Genomic DNA, 19,320 nt, shown 5'->3' with positions numbered 1-19,320 from the left:
GGTGGGACACGCCTCCCGGCCGGGAAACGAGCCGCACAAAGGGCAGGCGGAAAAGGCACCAGCGGGGTGCCGGCGGTCCGGCACAATGGCGCGATGATCGGCAACCGCATCACCTACCGCATGGCGGACGGCATACGCGTACCCGGGACCTGGCGGCACGTCTTCATCCGCAATGGCGACTACCACCTGACCGACCTGTTCATCTACGCGGACGCGCTCATCGACTGCTGGGGGCTGGTCACCCTCGACGAATTCGAGAAGAAGCTGCATTGCGGCTGGGTCGCCACCGAGCTCCCGGACGGCGGCAGGGCGTCTGGCCACGATCTCGCCGGCTGGACCTTCAGCGAGCCGCGCACCTGGCTCACCCCCGAGCTGCTGCTCGCCGAGGTGCGGGACACCATCGACCAGCTGAACGGCCGTCCCGACTCGACGGAGCGGTGCCTGACCGCCGTTGACGCGTTCCTCGCCGACCGGACCGAGGAGAAACGGACCACCGCCCGCGCCGCCTACCTCGCCATCCCCGAGACACAACGCCTCTACGCGCTCGGCGACATGGACCGGAAGGACTGGCCGCTCCAGGTCCTGGTGGCCGGGCCGGGCGGGCAGGTGGAGGCCTGGCCGGACGAGCCTGTCACGCAGGAGCATTACGACGAGGCGGTCGCCTATTTCGAGGACCGGGCGAAGTGGATCGCCGAACGGCCCTCCCGGGTCCCGGCGGACGCACCGACGACCTCGGTCGCACCGGCCATCCATCTGCCCCACTCGTATCCGCTGAAGCCGTCGGACGACCCGGGCACGACGGCATTGCGCAACGACTACCCAGCACCCATCGACGTCGATGGCGTCACCTACCCCACCGTCGCCCACGCGTACTGGGCCCTGTCCACCACCGACCCCGACGCCCGGGCCGCGATCACGGGCTCGGACACCCTCTTCGCCGCCCGTGGCCTCGCCGCGGACGCCCGCCGCCGCGACGGCTGGGAGCAGGCACGGGCCGCTGTCATGACCGGCCTACTGCGGGCCAAGCACACCCAGCACCCCGAGATTGCCGAGATCCTTCTGGCGACGGGCGACGCGACCCTCGTCTACGACGACGCCGACTCCGGTTTCTGGGGCGACAACGCCGGCCGCGGCAGGAACTGGACCGGCCGCCTCCTCGAACTCGTCCGCTCCGAACTGCACGCACAGCGCGCCGGGATCAGGTAGCGGGCCATACGACGGCCCCGGTTCGCCGCCCATGGCGGCCGGAAGTCAGTCCCTTCGCTTGGCGCAGTCTCCCGAGGCCACGAGTTCGGGTACTCCGCTGTTGCCCTGGTACACGGCAACGGACCAGCGGGTGTAGTTCCACTTCTTGTTGCTGTGGTACTCGTCCATGAACTTGCGACAGGCAGTCTTGGAGGCGACATCCTGAAAGTGGGACTTCTGAGCACGGCCTGCGAGCGCTCCGTAGCCGTCCCAGGCCCATACATACGCGGCATTCTCGACGGGGTCGAAGCCGAGGCTGATGGCATCGTCGCTTTCGAAGGGGTCCAGGCCGTGACCTTCGGCCACCCTGGTGTTCCAAGCGGCTGTGACAGCCTTGACGGTGGTGTCCGCAACGCGGATCTCCTGCTTGTCGCTACTCGGTATCTCGGCGGTCACCATGCCGGACTCGCTGCCCTGCCACTGCCCGGCGGTCTCGTTCAAGCAGCCTTCGGTGGCTTGCCCGAAACCGAGGAAAGTCGCTTCGGTCTGACCGTCGAAGTCCTTCCAATGGACGTAGTAGCGGCCGTAGGGCCAGGTGGTGGGGCTGTCCTTGAGCCGGTGGGCGAGCGCGGCGCAGGCGGCCATCTCGCCTGCTCTGCGGAACACTTCCTTGTAGTCGTCGGTCAGCGTGGAGATCGGGCCACCTGTCACCATCACTGTTTGCGCCCGCTTGTTGAACGTGACAGTTGGCTTCATGAAGTCCATGTCCTTGGTGGCGAGCATGGACCTCATATGGTCCCGGATTGCCTCTGCGGCATCCCTCTCCTCCCGGCTGCTCGCACCTGTGCTTGCCCGCCACTCGTCGGGATGCGGCTGGGATTCGTCGCCGGCGCGCGTGTAGGCGGGGCTGGACACCCCGGCCAGCGGGTCCGTCGGAACAGTGACCGTGCGCGGGTCGACCGGCTGCTCGGCCGTAGCGCTGCCTGTCCGAGCGGGGCCCAAAGGCCGGGCAGTGGTGTCCGAAGACCTCACAGGTTCCGTGGTTGCCTCGCCCGTGCCGCCGCCGGTGCTGTCGATGGGGAAGGCAAGGGCGCCACCGGCGACACCGCCGACGACAGCCGCCGCGACGAGGACGGACGTGATGGTGCGCTTACTGGAGGAGGGAGGCGGGGGCTGCCAGGTCGGGTCGTCCAGAGGTGGCATGTCCCATTGAGACGTCACCAGTTCGCCGACCCAGGTTGGCGCCGGCCCCGCTCCGTCATCGAGGACCTGCGTGGCTTGGGAGGCGAGGAGGAGCGAGCATTCTTCCGCCGCGTCGACAGCGGTTGTCCGATCGGAGGGGTCCTTCGCGAGGGCCGTCTCCACAATCGCCCGTAGCTCCCCGGGTATTCCATCGAGGTCGGGATCGCCCGACATGACGCGGAACGCGACCACGTCCGTGGCACCTGCGCCGAAAGGAAGGCGGCCGGTGGCAGCGTAGGCGACGAGCGCACCCCAGGCGAACATGTCGCCTTCGGGCCCGGCGGTACCCGTGCGATAGTGCTCGGGGCTGATCCAGCCCGGGGTGCCGGTCATGGCGCCGGTACGGGTCACGCTGGTGCCGTCGGCGGCGTGCGCGATACCGAAGTCCAGGATTCGAGGTCCCGCGGGGCTGAGGATGACGTTCTGCGGTTTCACGTCCCGGTGGACCACTCCGGCCTCGTGGATGGCGGCCAGCGCTTGGGCGGTGCCGGTCGCGAAGGCGTACAGAGTGCCGCCTGCAAGGGGGCCGTGGGCGGCCAGGTGCAGGCTGAGGGTGGGACCAGGGGCGTAGGCGGTAGCCAGCCATGGAGCATCGGCTTCGGGGTCAGCGGCGAGGAGCGGTACGAGGCAGGGGCCCTGCACCCGGGCGGACAGCTGCACTTCGCGTCGGAACCGGGCCCGGAACTCGGGGTCTTCGGACTGCGCCCGGTGGATCACCTTCACCGCGACACGGAGCCCGTCGGGGGCAAGTCCTGCATGGACCGTGCCCATGCCGCCGGAGCCCAGCCGGCCGATGATCCGGTACGGCCCGATGCGGGACGGGTCACCGGGGCGGGCCGGATGAACCTGCCCACCAGAGCCAGCAGCGATCACAGAAAGTCCGTTCTTCCACGCGGCCAGGTATCCAAGGGCTGGGTGGCGCGGTTCGGGTGCGCCCAGTCGGCCCCTTCGACGCCTGCACGCCCTGGAGTTCATGCGTCGTCGAGGACCATTGTGAACCCGTCAGGACACTCAAGAGGGCAAGTGGCCATCTACCAACCCCGAAGGGCATCGGAACGCAGAAGCCTGCTCGGCCGCGGCAGGAGCGGCACCCCCCGGGCCCGGCCCGCATCGGGCAGAATCGGACGTCAGGGATACACGAGGCAGTCCGAAAAGACGAGACGGGACGCGGGGAGATATGTCGCTGGAGGACAGCATCGGCAGCCGGACAGCGGCGAAGGATCAGCTGTCGACGTACGGGCGCTACCAGGAGGACGGCTCCGTCGAGGACAGCGGGGGCTTCCTCGTCGAGGTCGGCGCCGACGGCCGGAGTACGGATGTCGAGCTGGAGCTGCCCGACACCGATCCGGGTACCGAATCGGATCAGATCACGGCTCCGTACGACCCTTCCAAGATCGAGATTCAGACCTCCAACCCGACCATCAACCTGCTCATCTCCCGGCTGAGCAACGGGATGATCGACCTGGCCCCCGACTTCCAGCGCCGCGCCGGGATCTGGTCGGACGAGGCGCAGAGCCGGCTCATCGAGTCGCTGCTCCTGCGGATTCCGATTCCGTCCTTCTACGCCGCCGAGCTCGACGACAGCTCGTGGGCGCAGGACAGCTCGTGGGCCATCGTCGACGGAATCCAGCGGCTGACCGCGATCGCCCGGTTCATCGCACCCGAGGCCCTGGCAACGGTGGCGGGCATCGACGCGGGGCCGCTGAAGCTGCGAGGGCTTGAGTATCTGCGGGAGGATTTCGAGGGCAAGAGCTACGCAGATCTGACGGGGCGGCTGAAGATCCGGCTCGATGAAACCCAGGTCATCGTCCACGTCATCCGGCCAGGCACTCCTGAGGCCGTCAAGTTCAACATCTTCGCCCGGATCAACACCGGGGGCCTGCCGCTCACCCGGCAGGAGATCCGGCACGCACTGATCCCAGGGCCCGCACGGCAGTTGCTGTCCTCGCTGGCGGAGTCGGCAGAGTTCACGTCGGCCACCAGCAACGGGGTGTACAGCGAACGCATGGCCGACCGGGAAATGGTCCTGCGCTTCATGGCCTTCCGGCTGACGTCGCCCGACAGCTTCAGGGCACAGGACTTCGACCAGTTCCTGGCGCTGACCATGCGCCAGATCAATCGGCTGCCGGACGCTCATCGAGAAGCGCACGCCGAGGCATTCAAGAGGGCCATGCTCGCAGCCTGGGGAATCTTCGGGGGACACGCGTTTCGCAAGCTCTACCCGGAGCAGGTCCGGCGATCACCGGTCAACAAGGCCATCTTCGAATCGGTGGCGGTGAACCTCGCCGAACTCAGCGATCGCGACCGGGCAGCGCTGGTAGCGTCGCGGGACGCGGTCGTCGAGGGGTTCAAGCAGCTCATGGTCGAGCGGGACTTCGAACGCGCGGTGTCCGTGGGCACCGGCGACCGTGCCAAGGTGGTCACCCGCTTCGCGGGAGTCCGCAGTCTTTTCCAGTCCGTCCTGGGACACGGTGAGGGAACCACACGGTGATCGACGAATTAAGGCTCGTCAACTTCAAGGCATTTCGCTCCGCCAGGATCCCGATGGCGCCCGTCACGTTGCTCACCGGCCTCAATTCCTCCGGCAAGAGCACGGTACTTCAGTCGCTCGCGCTGCTTCGTCAGTCGTTCGACGCGGGGATGCTGTACCCGACGGACGCACTTGATCCCACGGACTTCGGTGGGTTCCTGCTGGACGGCGACCTGGTGGAGCTCGGTATCGGGCAAGACGTACTGCACGAGGACTTCGAGCCAAGCGATTCGGAACCGGATCCGTTGATGACCGTCGGGTATCGCATGACCGACGGCCGATCGCATTGGTGGGTCGTTCGGTACGTCGCCGAACAGGACGTCCTGCCCCCGAAGGGGTTCAACGCCGACGGCGAAGAGGTCGACGCAGGTGAGCGGCACGATGTTCCGCTGTTCTCCTCGGGCTTCCAGTACCTGAAGGCCGACCGAATCGTCCCTGCCACCACCTATCCGAGGTCGCACCGTGAGGCGATCGGCCGTGGCTTCCTCGGAGCCCGTGGCGAGCACACGGTCAACTTTCTTCGTCATCATGCCCAGGACATCGTCCCCGACGGGCCGCTTCGTCATCCTGAGGCCCAGGCGCACACGCTGCTCGACCAAGTCGTCGCCTGGATGCAGGAATTGTGTCCCGGGGTCAACCTGGAAGCGGCGGAAATCCCCGGTGTGGACTCCGTACGGCTCAGCTATGGCTTCGGTGGCACGACCGGCCTGGACTCCACACGCCGGCGCCGCCCCACCAACGTCGGCTTCGGGCTCACGTATGCGCTGCCCATCGTGGTCGCGTGTCTGTCGGCGGCTCCCGGCAGTCTCATCCTTGTGGAGAACCCCGAGGCGCATCTGCACCCACGCGGTCAGTCCCGCATGGCCTCGCTCATCGCCGCATCGGCGGCCGCGGGGGCGCAATTGATCGTCGAGACGCATTCGGACCATGTGCTCAACGGCCTGCGTATCGCCGTGAAGACCAAGCGCATTTCGGCCGCGGACACCGCCGTGCACTTCTTCCGGCGGGGCAGCGGACACGAAGCCGAGATCGTGAGCCCGCGCATGGGCAACGACGGGATGCTCTCGGAGTGGCCGGAGGGGTTCTTCGACGAGTGGGAAGCCTCCCTCGACCAACTCCTCGACTGACGCGGGTAGTAGCGCGTTCAGTCGTAACGGTTTCATCGGACACACCATCCAGGGGGCGGGGCGTGCCACTTCTGCTGTTTCTGAACGAGCGCTCTTGTACGTCGGCGTTATCCCCGGGCGAAGTCGCGGGCGCCATGAACGAGTTCGTCCGCGTGTTACGCGGTGCCCGCGCATGGCGGGACATCGCACTGGTCACCAAGGCTCCGCTTGCGACCGCCGAACTCGCCGCCGGGTACTACTTCCAGCAATGGGCCGCCGACAACCGCAACCGTACGCAACGGCAGTTCATCAAGGCCCTGCGCAACCGGGCGCCGTTCGCGGACGTGCTGCCCCAGAATGCCTCGCCCGAAGAGGCCGAGTACGAGTGCGCGGGCGAGATCGTGGAAGGCGTCGGCGCGGCGCATCTGATGGACGGCCTTGCCGTCAGCCTGCCCGTCTCGCTCGCCTGGTCCGGACCGTGGCTGGACGTCACCGTGCGACGGCTGGTGGAGACCGACGCCGGTGACCTGTCCATGGAGCAGGCCGTCGAGCCGGTACGTCATGCGGCCCGTCGCGCCGACCTCGACCCGCACGAGAAGTGGGGGTGCTCCGTCGGCCTGGAAGCCGTCGGCTCGGCGGCGCAGTTGTGGGAGCAGCGTGCCGACTTTTTCCCACGGCTTCAGTTCCTGCCACGCGTGAAGGGCGACCTGGAACGCCTGGAATTACGGTGGTTCATCCAGGTGCGGGGCCTCCTCGCCCGCCTGCAGTTGTCTGCTGCCGCATGGGAATCCGGCTCCTCCGCAGTGCCGGAATGGCAGGGCGCAAAGGTCACTCCGGAGCACGAGCAGCGCAAAGGGCTCTGTCTCTTCCGGGACATCGACGGCGAGGAGCGCTGCTTCGAGTGGCACGGCCGCTTCACCCCGGGGCCGGGCCGACTTCACTTCCGGCTGGTGCCCGAGGAGGGCACCTTCCGGGTCGCGTACATCGGGCGGAAGCTGGGCAGCTGACGCGGACGCCGGGTGGCGCACGTCGTGGCCGGCCTTCTCCGCGACACGCCCTATCCTGCCTACTTGGTGGTCGCCGGGGGTGGTGTCACGCCCGGCTCAATGGTCGACCGGACGTAGATCCGGGTGGCGCCCGGCTTGAATTCGTGCGCGAAGAGATCGACGCACCGCTGGAGGTATTGGCCTTCAGGAGACTTGAGGTCGTCAGGGCAGAGGCTGATCTTCCGCAGCCCCTCGACGAGCGTCTCCGGCTCGGTCAGCCCGAGGTGGGCGAAGGCAGCAGCAGGCCGATAGCCCTTTTTCTCCGGGTGGAAGTTCCGGATCATTTTCGTGCCTTCCCGAATCAGCCGGGACGTGTACACGTCCGCCTCCTGGCTGGGAAGGGCGAAGGAGAGCAACCCCGTGTCGTAGCGGAGCCCGGTCTTGTATCCGGCGCGCCGGTCGGAAGCCTTCGCCGGGATGCGGATGCCGATCTCCTGGCTCATCCAGGCAGGAGTGGCACCGCTCTTCCAGCAGCACGTCATTTCCTTCTCCGACTGGTCCGACGACACGTCGTCTCCAACGAGCGTGAACGCACCGACGACCGCAGCAACGCATGCGAGGACCGCGACGATCACAACACCAACTACCGGCAGGCGGCGCCATGCAGACCGCTCGCTGGTGGATCCACTACCAGGGCCGTTCATCGGTGGATCTTTACCGACCTTCCTGCTGTTCGCGTCCGGGATCCGTACGCCCGCCCTCGCGCCCCGGCTCATCGGGCTTCGGGAGGGGGTCGTAGTTCGGGGCGGAGCTGCCCAGGTCGTAGTGCTTGACCGAGCTGCTACCCGCCATGTCGAACTCCTGGGCAATACCCGTGGTGTGGAGGCGGGCCATCTGCCCGTCCGGAATGCTCATGCTTCCGCCCCCTGGAAGATCGATGGTCACCCCTTTGTCCTTGTCCCAGTTGTAGCGGTCCCAGGCGTTGGCCTGGTAATCGAGACCGACCTTGGGCTCGCCGCTCGCATCCGGCACCACGGTGACGACTCCGGTGACGTTCGACCTGGTGGATCCGACCGCGTAGAACCAGTTCTCGTTGACGTCCTTTGTGAAGCTGAAGTCCCGGTTGTCGGTCTCCACCGGCATCGCGACCGGCTGCCCGCCGTTCCTCTTGAACTCCGCAAGTGCCTGCTCGCGCCACTCCTCCTGGCGCTCCCTGATGTCGTCCTCGATATGCGTTCTGAACCCGGGGACATCGGACATCATCTTGTCCACTGGCAGGTCCATATCCGTTCCGCTGTTTCCCAGGTAGTGCGCCATGTGTCGCGAAGCGTCGTTGTCGCCCGTCCAGTCGGCTGTCTCGGCGATCAGATTCATCTTCTCCCGAGTTCTACGCTCCTCCGCTCCGGGTTCCTCGACGTCGTGCGGCCCTGATCCCCGGTCGGGCGCGACTTGCTTGACCGTCGGAGAGAGCAAGCCGGCCGCCAGAAGGTCATCCTTGTGCCCCGTCCACAGCTCAGCTCGGGCCTGCGGACTCAACGACTGCCAGAGCCGACGCAGTTCAGCCCGCTGTGGTCCGCTCGCGTCGTCGCCGAGCGATGCCAATTTCGTGGCACGCGGCAGCTGGTCCTCGTCGAGCGAGGTGTACTCCGCGTGGCCCGCGTTGTACGGATCCCCGCCGTGGCTTCTCTTCAGGGCACGGGTCACCGCTGCATCGATCTCCGCCGCGTGTGCGACCAGTCCCGTGAGGGTGTCGGCGTACCACTGCATCAGGTCCTTGGTTCGCTGTGAGGTTCCCTCGGCGTCGCAGAATGCCTCCGTCACCTTCACCGTGCCGTTGGGGCCGGCCATCACCAGCAGGCCTGGATCCGGGCCCTCCTCGCGGGTCGGATTCCCCTCGCGGGCCTCCGCAGTGAGGTCCTTGGCCCGCTTCTGGACACGCGCCAGTTCGCCGTGCGCGTCCTCCAGCACGCTGGAGATGCTCTTGGCCTCCTGGTAAAGGTCCGCGACTTCTTTCGCCGTCATACGGACGAAGTCCTTGGTGACCCCGGCGTTCACACCCGCCCACTGCGACCCATCCGACAGCTGGACCAGGCCGCTGTAGACGTCGAATCGCAGCCTCTCCAGCCCGCGGGCCATGGTCTTCCAGTCCCCGGCAGCCGCATCCAGCTTGCCGAGATTGGCCTCGATGAGATCCGTGTACGAGAACGCCCCCACTGTCCGACCCCCCTCTACTTGACGTACTTCGCTATTTCGGAGGCGGACACCGCCGAGCCGTTCCGCCGCCTCAGCGAAGCGGCGATTTCCGCCTCGTCTTCGGCGTGCCACTTCTTCGAGTAGTCCAGGTGGTTCGAGATGTGGGCACACATCTGCAGCACTGTCTTGACCTGGGAAGTCCAGACTTCAAGGGTGGTGTACAACTCGTCGCCCGCACTGAAATTCCGGCCCTGTAGCTCCGCCGCAGCCTGGGCGGTCGACCCCACCCCGCCCTTACTCATCCCCGCGCCCGCGATGTCAGCCTGCTTCTGCAGCTCACCATGGACCTTGAACGCCTCATTGCCGACCTTGCCCAGATCGTCCTGGTGCACCACCAGATCGGCATTGGCCCCCGAACCGGACCCGCCAGGATCGGGCGCTGCTGCATTGAGTCGCATCTGCGCAGCTTGACGGTCCCGCGCCTCGGACTTCAGTTGTGCCCATTCATCGTTGAACGTCATCGTTGCCCCCGCCCCGATCTGCATCAACGGCCAACAGTATCAATGATGTTGTGAGACATCGTCGCGGTTCCGCACCATCGGGATAGCGTCAGCAAACGACTGAGATATGCCCTGCGCCTAGCGAATCAAGGTGCACACTCCGGGGCGCCGGCCGACTGTCTCTGGTGGGCACACTCTGCCGTGTGGGCAGTGCGGGACCGTACGTCGACTCGGCGAACGCAGCTTCCCCCAGAGCTCCGCGTCGTATCGCCCCTTAGCCGCAGCGTGAAGTACCACATAACATCGTGAAACAGCGCATTTGAGGCCATGCGTCATTTCCCGTCATCACCGATACCGGTCACTGTGCCCGAGGTCGGATATACGGTTGATCCAGTTCACCCGCACGCAGCAGCACCGAGGGAGCATGACGTGAGGCCGACGCTGGCCGCCGCGCAGTTGCGGGGCAGTCTGACCCAGTACCTCACGACGACGTACGCGCTGGCCGACGAGGACACCCGGCTCGCGCTGGAGCGGTTCCTCGGTCATCCGGAGAGCGGGATCTTCCGGGGGCCGTACCTGCGGATCAGGACCCCGTTCCACACTGCGCAAGACGGGTGGCAGCGGTATCTGGACTGGGTGCCCGCGTTCGCTCCGTACCGGCATCAGGCCAAGGCATGGGAGCGGTTGAGCACGCTGCACGGGCCCGCCCGACCGACCTTGATCACCACCGGGACGGGTTCGGGCAAGACCGAGTCGTTCCTCGTGCCGGTGCTCGACCACTGCCGCCGCGAGAAGGCGCGCGGGCGCACCGGCGTGAAGGCCGTGCTGCTGTATCCGATGAATGCGCTGGCGACCGACCAGGCCGGGCGTATCGGGGAGTATCTGGCGCAGCCGGAGCTCGCGCAGGTCACGGCGGGGCTGTACATCGGCGACAGGCCCGACACCGACTTCCGGCGGGTGATGACGCGGCGCGAGGAGATGCGTGTCTCGCCGCCCGATGTGCTGATCACCAACTACAAGATGCTCGACCTGCTGCTGCAGCGTGGCGAGGATCTGTCGCTGTGGCAGAACGCCGACATCACGTATGTGGTGCTCGACGAGTTCCACACGTATGACGGTGCACAGGGTACGGACGTGGCAATGCTGCTGCGTCGGCTCGCGTCCGCGACGGGGCAGAGCGCGCTGGGGCGGCCGCTCGGCGGAATCTGCCCGGTGGCGACGTCTGCGACCCTCGGCGAGGGGCGCGGGGACGGCGGCGGCGCGGGGATACTCGATGTCGCGGCGCAGGTGTTCGGGGTGGAGTTCGACGCGGACTCGGTGATCGGCGAGGAGCGGATGACCGCCGAGCAGTTCGCAGGGGAGGTCGACTACGAACTGCCCGAGCCGCCGGACCCCAAGGAGGTCATCGAGGCCTCGGGCGGGCCGGGAGTGGAGGCGCATCCCGATCTGCTGGACCTGGACGGGCTCGCGGCGAGGCTCCTCGGCCGGCACGGACTGGACTCCTTCCAGATCGGCAGACTGCTCAAACGGCACGATTTCACGCACAAGGTGCTGTCCCTGCTCGATGGGGAGCCTCGTGGTGAGTGGGAGCTCCGAGACCTGCTGGGAAGTCTGGGCTACGCCTGGGGGCGCACCGCCCGGGAGAATCCGCGCCTCGCGCTGCAGGCTCTGTCCCGCTTCGTGGCGCTGCTGTCGGCCGCGCGGGATCCCGCTTCGGACGAGAAGCGGCCAAGGCCGCTCCTGCACATCGAGGCGCATCTGTGGGTGCGGCCGGTGACACGGGTACTGCGCGGTGTTGGGCGAACTCCGGAATTCCAGTGGTACGAGGACGACCGGACGGCTACCAGACGAGCAGCGCTCGCGGCGGGGCCGGTGACCGTCGAGGGTGACGAGTCCTCGGGCACGCGGGCGCCCGATGCGCGTCGGCCGCAGGCCATTCCAGGAGCGGACACGGCGCCACGTCCGGCCGCCGCCACACTGCCCTCGGTGTACTGCCGTAATTGCGGGCGTTCGGGGTGGGCGGCGCTGTCACCCGAGGCCGATCCGCAACAGCTCGTCATGGCCCAGGACAAGGTGTGGCGTGCCGGGCTCGGGCGCGACAAGCGTCGCATCCGGTATTTCATCGCGGCCACCCCGGCAGAGGCCGAAGACGCGCTCAACGCGCTGACGGGTGCGACGCCGTCGTCAGGCGGCACCGACCCGCTGTCGGTGGTGGTGCTGGACGGCGCACAGGGTACGTACCGGCTGCCGACGTTGAGCGACGCCGAGGAATTGCAGGACGCCTGGTTCGCCCTCGCCATCACGGACAAGAAGTCGGCGGACAAAGCGGCCAAGGAAGACCGCTGCCCTGCGTGCGGAACGGACAACGGCATCCGGTTCCTGGGCACAGCGCTGGCCGCCTTGGCCTCGGCGACCGTCACCCAGTTGTTCACGGGCGGCGACATCGCGCTCGTACCGGAAGAGCGCAAGACCCTGCTGTTCAATGACTCGACCCAGGACGCTGCGCACCGAGCCGGCTATGTGGCCAACGCCTCCTACAAGTTCTCGTTGCGCTCGCTACTCGCACACAACCTGGAGGAGTCGGGCGCGCCGATCCCGCTGAACGACCTCATCGGCAACGTCCTGGACTCGGTCGACGATCCGCAGGCGCTGGCCGCAGTGGTACCGCCGGATCTGCACGACGAACCAGGTGTGGACCGGCTGCTTTCCGGCCGCGGCACGGGGGACGCCCGGACCTGGAAGCTGATCGGGGAGCGTCTGGCGTTCGCCACCGTGATGGAGTTCGGGCTGCGCTCGCGGCAGGGCCGCACCCTGGAGCTGACACGTACGGCCGCGGCCGAGGTCCTGATCGACGAGCCCGAGCGGCTCACGTCGCTCGCCCGCGATCTCCATCTGTCGCTGCCGGGGCAACTGGTTGTGACGGGCGGCCTGCCGACGCCTGAGCGCTATCTCGCTTTCGTACGGGGGCTGTTGGAGCGCGTCCGGCTCCGGGGCGGGGTGCGGCACCGGTGGCTGGAGCCATGGATCAAGGACGCGGGTGTGGCCCGGTTCAAGATCTGGGGCGGCCGCCCCGATGGCATGCCCGCCTTTCCCGACGGGATGGCCGCGCCACGGTTTCTGCTGGACGGGCAGAAGGAGCGGTCGGCGTTCGACGCGGTGACCGGGCGGCTCGGCTGGTACCAGGACTGGACGCGGCGATGCCTTGGGCTGGACGCGGCCGGAGCGACCGAGTATCTGCGCAGGCTCCTGCCGGTCCTGGTGGACGAACATGTGCTCTCGATGCGCACCGCGCAAGACCGCACTACTCGGGTGTACGGGCTGCAGCCGGGCCACATCGAGGTGCGTCTGCTTGGCGACGACGTGGTCAACAAGGCGTTCGTGAGCTGCGCGGACTGCGGCTGGCAGCAGGTGGTTCCGCCCGAGCGCCGGACGCGCTGGTACGGGCATCCCTGCCCGCGCTACCAGTGTCGGGGCATGCTCCGGGCCCCCCAGGCGGACCTGTCGTCAACGGGTACCGATGTCAGGGCCGGCATCGGTACGAGCGGCTCAGGCGGCTTCGGGGCGTCGCGGGCCCGCGACTACCGGGACGACTATTACCGGCGTCTTTACCTGACCGGCGGCACGTTCCGTGTCGTCACCGCCGAGCACACAGGGATGCTGACACGGCCCCAGCGCGAGCGGGTGGAGCGCACCTTCCGGTCGGGCACCCATTACACCGACCCGAACGTTCTCTCTTGCACGCCCACGCTCGAACTCGGCATCGACATCGGCGACCTGTCAGCTGTGCTGCTCGCTTCGCTGCCCAAGGGTCCCGCCAACTACGTGCAACGCGCGGGGCGGGCGGGCCGCAAGACCGGCAATGCGTTGATCGTCGCCTTCGGTGGCCGACGGGCTCGCGACCTGTACTACCTCGACGATCCACGGGAGATGATCGCGGGCGACATCGTGCCGCCCGGCTGCTATTTGTCCGCCGTCGAGATCCTGCGCCGCCAGTACACCGCTCACCTGCTGGACCTGGCCGCCCGGGGCGCGCTGACCACCGCCGACGGCGAGCGGCTGATGCCGGTGCCCCGGCTGGTGTCCGCCCTGTTCGGAGCGACGGGCTGGTGCCAGGACCTCGCGGATGCCGCCGTCACGCACGGGGCGCGGCTGGTCGAAGAGTTCCTGCTGCTGTTCCCGAGCGCCGAGACGAATGCGGAGGGTGTCAGCGCCCACGCCGCCGACGAGCTGCGGAAGTACGCGACCGAAGGCGTCGTCCGCTCGTTGCAAGAGGCCGAGGAGGACTGGACCGGGCGGCGCGAGGAGCTGCGGCGCCGCATCGCCGCCATCGACATCGCCATGGAGGGCCTGGTCCGCAGTGATCCGGAACAGGACCGGGAGCACCGCGAGTTGCTGGCCGAGCGCCGGTCCACGGGGGATCTGCTGCGCGAGCTCAGCCGCTCCAGTGCCCACGGCGCCCTGGTGGAACTGGGCCTGCTGCCCAACTACAGCCTCGCGGACACGACGACCCAGCTGGAGGCCACCCTCTACTGGACCGAGGAACAGAGCGAAGCAGAGGCGGAAGCCGGCGCTCGTAAGACGTACCGCAGCGAAGTGCGGGACTACGAGCGCTCGCGGCGCCTCGCTCTGGTCGAGCTGGCTCCCGGCAACAGCTTCTACGTCAACGGCTACCGCCACCAAGTGCGCGCCCTGGACATCGGCAGCCCGGAGCGCCGCGCCTGGTCGGTATGGCGGCTGTGTCCCGCATGTGGCTACGTCCGGACCGAGAACGCCCAGTCCGATGCCTCGCCCTGCCCGCGCTGCGGCGGCCGTGAGATCGCCGATGCCGGATGCGTACAGCATGTGCTGGAGCCCAAACGGGTCATTGCCCGCGACAAGCGTGACGACGCGCGTGTAAGGGACGACAGGGACGAGCGCGACCGGCGGCGATACGCCGTGCTCACTACGGTCGATATCGACCCGGTGCATCTGGCGCCTGGGTCCTGGCGGCACGAGACGGCCACCTTCGGGGTCGACTTCACCCGGCGCGCGGTGATCCGGACGCTGAATGTCGGGGTCGACCGGCAGGACGGCAGCAGCACAGTCCCGCTCGCGGGCGACGACGTACGCCTCAACCCGTTCTATGTGTGCACCAGTTGCGGCGGTGCGACGGCCGACGGGCAACCGGTGGCGGACAAACCGCAGGACGCGCTCACCGACTCGCTGGCGTCCGGCACCAAGGCCAGCGCACACCATCTGCTGTGGTGCCCGCGCCGCAGGACCAAGGGCAGCGGCGAAGAGCAGGGCAAGGGGCAGGACTTGCCGCTGCTGCTCGCGCACGAGCTGACCACCGAGGCGGTGCGGATCCTGCTGCCCGCGTCCGTCGCGCGTGCAAGGGAACGGCTGGCATCCTTCACAGCCGCACTGTTCGCGGGCATCGCCGCCCGCTACGGCGGCGATCCTGACCACATCGACATTGCAGCCGCCTCCATGCCCGACGGCGGCGATTCGGATTGGCCCCGCCGCTTCCTCGTCGTGTACGACCGGTTGCCCGGCGGCACCGGTTATCTCCATCGGCTGGCATCGGCGGACGGCTTCCGCGAGGTGCTGCTCAAGGCCCGCGAGGTCATCGAGAACTGCCCCTGCATCGAGAAGGGGCAGGACGGCTGTCACCGCTGTCTGCTGCGACGCGTGCCGGCGAGCGACTACGACCGGGTCAGCCGCAACGAAGTGCGCCAGATGCTGGACGAGTTGCTCGGCAAGGATGGCGAGGCGTGGAAGACCGCGAAGGTCTCCACCACACAGCACATTCCGCTGGAACGGCAGGCCGAGAGCGACCTCGAGGTCATGTTCGTGGAGACCCTGAAGGAGTGGGCCGACCAGCCCGATGCCCGCGCTGCCGCCGACGCATACACCACAGCCGCCGGGACGTATTCGCTGGATCTGCGACTCACGGGCGCCGATGGGGCGACTCTCAGGTGGCGGGTCTCCCAGCAGCGCGTCCTGGACGGAACGCGCCCGGATGTCCTCTTCGAGCGCCTCGACGCCCCTGGGCCCCGGCTGGCGCTGTATCTGGACGGCTACGAGTTCCACGCGTCTTCCAAGCACAACCGCTTGGCCGACGACGCGGTCAAACGGGCACGACTGCGTGCCGATGGTGTGCGCGTGTTCCAACTGACGTACTACGACGTGAAGGAGTGGCGCACCCGGGTACGGGAGACGGGCTACTCCCCCGCCGCCCCCGAGAACCCCGTCTGGCGGCCGTACGGCGAACAGGCCTTCGCCAAGGCCCGCGCCTACTACGCCCAAGTCCGACGCGGTCTGCCGGGCGAGCTCCCCGAGTCGGTGTGGGTCAATCCGGCCGAGCTGCTCGTCGCGTATCTTCGCTTGCCGGACGCGGACAAATGGATGGCGCGCGCGGAGGCCGTTGTGGCAGGGCTGACCGGCGCGCAGCCCGCGGCTGCGGCCGTCGGGGCGGAAACGGTCGGCGAACAGATCATGGCAGCGCTGCGCGGGAACGCGCCCAACGGGCAGGGCGGCAAACTGCGGTTGCTGTCGACGGTCGATGCTTCGGGCTGCCGGGTTGTGGCTGTCGCCGACGGCCGAAAGACGCCGCCGGTATGGTCGGCGATCGCGGTTCTGGACGACGGCGATACGGCCGTCGCCGACGAGGTACGGCACAAGCGGCGCTGGAGGGCGTGGCTGTACTGGAGCAACCTGCTGCAGTTCCTGGAGCACGGCGGAGGCGACAGCGCCCAGCTGACCAGCAGGCTGCTGGACGGGTTCTCTGCCCAGGAATTCTCCGTCGCGGGCGGTGTGGGCTGGCTCGAGTCCACCCGGACCACGCTCGTCGACGAAGCCGATCGGGACCGGTCGGACGGGGCATTTCCGATCGTCGCATCGCCTGTTGAGCCGGTCGTCGAGGGGGCGTCGGCCGCCACCCGGGACAGCAACTGGGAGGCCGTGCTCGATCTGCTCGATCCCGATGAGCCGGGGCTTGAACTACTGGCAGTCGCCCTTGCCTCCCTCGGCGTCCCCGCGCCGAGAGACGGGTACGAGCTCGACGACCGCGGCTGGATGTCGGAACTGGCTTGGCCGGAGGCGAGGATTGGGGTGGTCCTCGCTCCCAAGCACGTCGGCAACGAGCTCGATCCAGAGGCGGCGGACCGGGACCGGGCCTTCGCAGCAGCAGGGTGGGAGGTCCGGCCGGCCGGAGCCTGGACAGCGAGAGAACTGGCGGCTCGGCTCGGGGTGCAACCGGACGAGCCGGCCGGACATCGTGATCAGCGGAACGAACAGCGCAACGACGGAACCACCCGGGGGGAGCACCACTGATGAGCGCGGCGACTCTGACTCTGCGTCTGCTGGACAAGGCCGACAAGGAGATCCTGAAACTCCCCCGTACGGTCAAGGGCGCGATCTACGACTTCCAGCACAAGTTCAAAGCAAATCCGCACTCCGCCGGTCTGCGGCTGAAGCAACTGAGCGGTGACAACCGGCTGTGGTCCGCGCGAGTCAGCGATGACTACCGAGCCTTGCTGCTGCGGCTCGGCACCGACGACTGGCTGATCGTCTCGGTCAGGCACCGCAAGGACGTGTACGACCGGGTCACCTACGGCGTCAACCCGATCACCGGTGGCATCGAGTACGTCGACCTCCAGGTCGTCGAGGAAAGTCTCGCCAAGCGTCTGCTGCCGAAGACGACTCCGCCCGCCCCGACTGAACCGGCTCAACCTGCTCAACCTGCTCAACCTGCTCAACCTGCTCAACCAGTTGCGCTTTCCCCACTGTTCGCCCATGTCACGGACGAACAGCTCACCGGACTCGGCGTCGCCGAACCTCTGCTGCCCGTGGTCCGCACCCTCACTACCGAGGACCAGCTGCTCGGACTCGTCGAGTACGCACCGCAGCTCACCGGTGAGGTGCTGCTCTCCCTCTTCGACGGCAAGTCGTACGACGAGGTCCTGGAACAGGTCACGGCGCCGGTCGCCGCACCGGATCCGGTGGACACAGACGACTTCCAGGCCGCGGCCGCGCGTCCGGCGACCATGGTCACCACGACGGACGAAGCGCTGCGCGAAGCTCTCGAAGGCGGAAACTTCGGGCGCTGGAAGATCTTCCTCCACCCCACGCAGGCCAAGCTCGTGGAACGGGACTACTCCGGCCCCGCGCGGGTGGGCGGCGGTCCGGGCACTGGGAAGACCATCGTTGCCCTCCACCGGGTCAAGCACCTGGTGGCGCAGCTCCCACCGGGGCGTACCAAGCCCGTCCTGCTGACGACGTACAACAAGAACCTGGCGGCGGACCTGCGGGCCCGGCTGCTGGAGCTGGGCGGGGAAGAACTGCTGGCACGCGTGGAAATCAGCCACGTCGACCAGCTGGCCCTGCGTGTGGTGCGCGAGGCGGAACCCGGCAGCAGCAAACAGACCATCGACGACAACCAGGCACTCCGCGAATGGCGGTCGATGCTCGACGAGCTGGACGAGACAAGGTGGGACGCGGACTTCCTGCACGACGAGTGGACACAGGTGGTCCTCGGCCAAGCCGTCGCTTCCCGCACCGACTACTTCCGCGCGCGCCGGGCGGGTCGCGGCCGGAATGTCACGCGGCCCGAGCGCGCCGAGATCTGGCAGCTGACGGAGCGGTTCGCGCAGCGTCTGGACGGACTGAGCCGCCAGACCTGGGGGCAGGTCGCCGAGCGCGCCGCCCGTCTGGAGATCGAAAGACAGCAGCGCATTCAGGCTGTGGAACGCCAGCGCGAGGAGGCGGGCGGGCTGGACAACATCCACCTGCAAGACGGTTCGGCGGGTTGGCTGCGCTATCGCTACCGGCACATCGTGGTGGACGAGGCACAGGATCTGCAGCCGGGTCACTGGAAGATGCTGCGCGCGATGGTGGCCCACGACCGCAACGACATCTTCCTGGTGGGGGACACACACCAGCGCATCTACAGCAACCAGGTGACTCTCGGTAGCCTCGGGGTCAACATTCGGGGCCGATCCGCCAAGCTCTCGCTGAGCTACCGCACGACACGGCAGATCCTTGGCTCAGCGTTGGGGTTCCTGAGCGGAGAGTCCTTCGACGATCTGGACGGCAACGCCGAGAACCTCGCAGGCTATCGGTCGGTCCTGAGCGGCGGGCTGCCAGTGCTCCATCCGAACACTGACTGGGACGAGGAGCGGGAGGACATTGCCGCGCTGATCTCCGAATGGACCGACATTCCGCTTGAACAGGTCGGCATCTGCGTTCCCACGAACGCGATGGCGCAAGAAGTGGCCTATGCGCTCGCCCAGTACGGCATCAGAGCGGTCGAGATCGGCCCTGACGGCCCGCGTGGCGACGAGGGCGTTCACATCGGCACGATGTTCCGTTTCAAGGGGCTCGAGTACCAGCGAATGATCATTGCGGGGGTGTCGCAGGGGCTTGTTCCACGCGAGGCGATCCTGCGCCTTCGGACGGTCGACGCGTTGCGCCACCGCAAGGAGTTGCAGCGGGCCCGCTCCCTGCTCTTCGTGGCCGCGACGCGGGCCCGAGACAGCCTCGACATCTTCTGGCACGGCAGCCCGAGCCAGTTCCTGCGGCCCCTCCTGTCCGCCTGA

General features: G+C 67.7%; 10 protein-coding genes. 6 read left to right on the top strand and 4 right to left on the bottom strand.

The window, feature by feature from the left end; translation table 11 throughout:
- Window positions 1-93 precede the first annotated feature (93 nt).
- The gene (locus ABZS64_RS10690) at window positions 94-1,206 is read left to right on the top strand and encodes an NADAR family protein (RefSeq protein WP_355826164.1); all 1,113 of its coding nucleotides are present in this window, start codon (window positions 94-96) and stop codon (window positions 1,204-1,206) included.
- Window positions 1,207-1,251: 45 nt separating this feature from the next.
- Here ABZS64_RS10690 and ABZS64_RS10685 read toward each other — a convergent pair whose 3' ends face one another.
- Window positions 1,252-3,300, bottom strand: a complete 2,049-nt coding sequence (locus ABZS64_RS10685) for a serine/threonine-protein kinase (protein WP_355826161.1) — start codon at window positions 3,298-3,300, stop codon at window positions 1,252-1,254.
- A gap of 304 nt (window positions 3,301-3,604) precedes the next feature.
- On the opposite strand from ABZS64_RS10685, the gene ABZS64_RS10680 reads away from it, so the two are divergent.
- The 3 genes from ABZS64_RS10680 (at window position 3,605) to ABZS64_RS10670 (ending at window position 7,070) form a co-directional block, all read left to right on the top strand.
- Complete coding sequence (locus ABZS64_RS10680) at window positions 3,605-4,918, top strand: DUF262 domain-containing protein (protein WP_355826158.1); 1,314 nt, start codon at window positions 3,605-3,607, stop codon at window positions 4,916-4,918.
- The gene (locus ABZS64_RS10675) at window positions 4,915-6,084 is read left to right on the top strand and encodes a DUF3696 domain-containing protein (protein ID WP_355826155.1); all 1,170 of its coding nucleotides are present in this window, start codon (window positions 4,915-4,917) and stop codon (window positions 6,082-6,084) included. Before ABZS64_RS10680 ends, ABZS64_RS10675 begins: the two co-directional genes overlap by 4 nt.
- Window positions 6,085-6,218: 134 nt before the next feature.
- Window positions 6,219-7,070, top strand: coding sequence for a hypothetical protein (locus ABZS64_RS10670; protein ID WP_355826153.1), 852 nt, complete (start codon window positions 6,219-6,221; stop codon window positions 7,068-7,070).
- A 59-nt stretch (window positions 7,071-7,129) separates the two neighbouring features.
- On the opposite strand, the gene ABZS64_RS10665 is transcribed toward ABZS64_RS10670, so the two are convergent.
- From ABZS64_RS10665 to ABZS64_RS10655, 3 genes are all read right to left on the bottom strand, one after another.
- A complete protein-coding gene (locus tag ABZS64_RS10665) occupies window positions 7,130-7,684 on the bottom strand; it encodes a hypothetical protein (protein ID WP_355826151.1) in 555 nt (184 codons plus the stop codon).
- A 79-nt stretch (window positions 7,685-7,763) separates the two neighbouring features.
- On the bottom strand, window positions 7,764-9,263 hold the full coding sequence (locus ABZS64_RS10660; RefSeq protein ID WP_355826148.1) for a hypothetical protein: 1,500 nt from the start codon (window positions 9,261-9,263) through the stop codon (window positions 7,764-7,766).
- 14 nt (window positions 9,264-9,277) lie between these two features.
- Window positions 9,278-9,763 carry a hypothetical protein gene (locus ABZS64_RS10655; protein ID WP_355826580.1) on the bottom strand — a complete coding sequence of 162 codons (486 nt, stop codon included), beginning with the start codon at window positions 9,761-9,763 and terminating at the stop codon, window positions 9,278-9,280.
- 408 nt (window positions 9,764-10,171) lie between these two features.
- On the opposite strand from ABZS64_RS10655, the gene ABZS64_RS10650 reads away from it, so the two are divergent.
- Complete coding sequence (locus tag ABZS64_RS10650; protein ID WP_355826145.1) at window positions 10,172-17,056, top strand: DEAD/DEAH box helicase; 6,885 nt, start codon at window positions 10,172-10,174, stop codon at window positions 17,054-17,056.
- Window positions 17,056-19,320, top strand: coding sequence for a UvrD-helicase domain-containing protein (locus ABZS64_RS10645; RefSeq protein ID WP_355826143.1), 2,265 nt, complete (start codon window positions 17,056-17,058; stop codon window positions 19,318-19,320). The genes ABZS64_RS10650 and ABZS64_RS10645 overlap by 1 nt, the downstream gene beginning before the upstream one ends.

The organism is Streptomyces sp. NPDC005408, from assembly GCF_040606445.1.
Classification (GTDB): domain Bacteria; phylum Actinomycetota; class Actinomycetes; order Streptomycetales; family Streptomycetaceae; genus Streptomyces.
Note: the sequence above shows the minus strand (reverse complement) of the source record. Positions and strands in the feature narration are given on the sequence as shown.

Coding starts and splice junctions, on each gene's coding strand:
- ABZS64_RS10690 (WP_355826164.1), top strand. CDS start 94: ATGATCGGCAACCGCATCACCTACCGCATGGCGGACGGCATACGCGTA.
- ABZS64_RS10680 (WP_355826158.1), top strand. CDS start 3,605: ATGTCGCTGGAGGACAGCATCGGCAGCCGGACAGCGGCGAAGGATCAG.
- ABZS64_RS10670 (WP_355826153.1), top strand. CDS start 6,219: ATGAACGAGTTCGTCCGCGTGTTACGCGGTGCCCGCGCATGGCGGGAC.
- ABZS64_RS10655 (WP_355826580.1), bottom strand. CDS start 9,763: ATGACGTTCAACGATGAATGGGCACAACTGAAGTCCGAGGCGCGGGAC.
- ABZS64_RS10645 (WP_355826143.1), top strand. CDS start 17,056: ATGAGCGCGGCGACTCTGACTCTGCGTCTGCTGGACAAGGCCGACAAG.